The sequence below is a fragment of the Roseomonas indoligenes genome, from assembly GCF_017813365.1.
Taxonomy (GTDB): Bacteria; Pseudomonadota; Alphaproteobacteria; order Acetobacterales; family Acetobacteraceae; genus Roseomonas; species Roseomonas indoligenes.
Genome location: NZ_JAGIZA010000055.1, coordinates 1 through 1983, shown reverse-complemented (window position 1 = coordinate 1983; position 1983 = coordinate 1). Strand labels below are relative to the sequence as shown.

The following is a 1983-nucleotide window of genomic DNA, read 5'->3' as shown; positions in this document are numbered from 1 at the left end:
GCGAGCCAGCTATCCAGACCGCTCGCCCCACGAACGGCATCCGCCATGACCACCTCCTGCCGAGGTCGTGCCTCAGCAGGTCGGTCCATCACATCACGTCCGCAAGTGCCCAGGTAGTGCTAGTGGCAAGACCACGGTCCTGAACGGCGCACACAATGGATGATCGACACCATCAAACAGGCCACTCTCTGTCCCGCCACTGGCACCGAGGCGATCGCCGGGGTGCCGATCGCCGTCGCGGTGATCGAGGCGGCGATCCGGGCCGCTGCGGTGGTGCTGCGCTACTTCAAGACGATCAATCCCAGCCATTCGCACGCGGCAAAGGAGGAGGTCCGTCTGCGGCTGGGCCGTTGGCTGGCGCTCGCCCTGGAATTCGAGCTGGGAGCTGACTCCCTCCGAGCGGCATTCGCACCGACCTAGTCGGAGATAGGCCAGCTCGCAGCCATCGCGGCTGTGCGGACCGCGCTCAACTACTTTCTCCAGAAGGAGATCGACAAGGCGGCGGTGCGGGCGCCACACCGTCCGGCCCGATGGATGACTGATCGCTGGGCCCTCCTTCCCACAGGAGTGCCCGGGTTGTTGCACCTCCTCGTCAGAGCCTTTTCGGCGGCTGTCCACCTGAGGCGGTTACATGCCGGTTGAAAGGCGATGCTCGCTTTCTGGAAGGCGACCGTGGTGCGCGGACAGCCGGAATGAACACTTGGCTGCCATGGTCGGGGACGGCAGAGGCGGTAAGTGAGTTCCATCGGGCGACCTGCTGGTCAAAAGGTGATCCCGGTGTCAGCGACAATCCGGCGTATGAGCGATCGTTCGCTCTCGAGTTGCTGACTGAATGCAGTCCGTGCAGCGTTGCCGGGCTCACTGCCAGTGCGGCGCAGCGCATCGCGGGTCTGTAGGTCATCCAACGCTGCGCGGAGTGCGCGGTCGAATACGCTGAGCACAGCCTCCGGCGTCCCAGTGCGCGCGAACAGGGCATTCCAGCCAGCGAGGTCGAAGTCGGGATAGCCGGACGCGGCAATCGGCGAGATCCCTGGAAGCAAGGGGCTTCGCCCCCGGCTGGTCAGGCCGATAGCACGCGCTCTCCCACCCTGCAGCAAGGGCTCGAGTGACGAGGCGCTGATGATCGCCGCTTCCAGGTTGCCCGCCAGAAGATCCGCGGCAGCCTCTGCCCCACCACGGTAGGTCACATGCTCCATAGTGATCCCGGCAACGTGGCCGAGCAGGGCGCCCGCGAGGTGGCCGATGCTGCCGACGCCGGGCGAACCGTAGCTGATCGGCTTTCCTCGCCCATACCGCACGAAGCCCGCAAGGTCCCCGGCGGGAAAGGAGGCGGTCACTGCCAGCACATAGGGCTGCGTCGTCGCCAGACCCACCGGCGCGAACGCCTTCTCGTGGTCGAAGGGCAGGTTGCGGATGGCCAGCGGCACGATCAGGAATGACGCAGCGTCGAAGAGCAGCGTGTAGCCGTCCGCAGGCGCATTGGCGACGAGCCCAGCCCCGATGGAGCCACCCGCGCCGCTACGGTTCTCGACAATGACCGGCTGGCCCAGAGCGGCGGTGAGGCGCGGCTGGATCAGGCGCGCCACCGTGTCCGTCTGGCCTCCGGGCGCATAGGGCACGATGACGTGGACCGGGCGGATCGGCCAAGGGGCGTCGGGACGCATCGCCTCGGCGCGCGCGGTCAGGGGCATGCTGGCTGCGGCCAGCACCAGCCCTCGCCTGGTTGGCATCGGGACCTTCCTCTTCCTGTTCTGCGGGGCCACGAGAGGCGCGATGACGGGCAGCCCCTTCACCCGCCGCGCCGGTCAGGGCAGGTCGAGGATGGGCTTGCCGACGACCCTGCGCCCTTCCAGGGCGGCGTGGGCCTCCTCGACGTTGTCCAGCGAGTAGCGCCCGGCGATCTCGATGGAGAGGTCCTCGTCGAGAAGCCCTCCGAAGATATCCGCGGCCCTGCGCCGGATGGTCGGACCGTCCGGCAGGTGG

General features: G+C 67.5%; 1 protein-coding gene and 1 pseudogene. One reads left to right on the top strand and one right to left on the bottom strand.

The window, feature by feature from the left end:
• Positions 1-159 precede the first annotated feature (159 nt).
• Positions 160-642: pseudogene (locus J5Y10_RS28255) on the top strand (DUF1622 domain-containing protein).
• Positions 643-761: 119 nt separating this feature from the next.
• Here J5Y10_RS28255 and J5Y10_RS27570 read toward each other — a convergent pair.
• Positions 762-1730 carry a Bug family tripartite tricarboxylate transporter substrate binding protein gene (locus tag J5Y10_RS27570; RefSeq protein ID WP_209377370.1) on the bottom strand — a complete coding sequence of 323 codons (969 nt, stop codon included), beginning with the start codon at positions 1728-1730 and terminating at the stop codon, positions 762-764.
• Positions 1731-1983: the final 253 nt, after the last annotated feature.

Bases quoted from the DNA above. Each gene is read 5' to 3' on its own strand.
- J5Y10_RS27570 (WP_209377370.1), bottom strand. From the start codon at position 1,730: ATGCCAACCAGGCGAGGGCTGGTGCTGGCCGCAGCCAGCATGCCCCTG.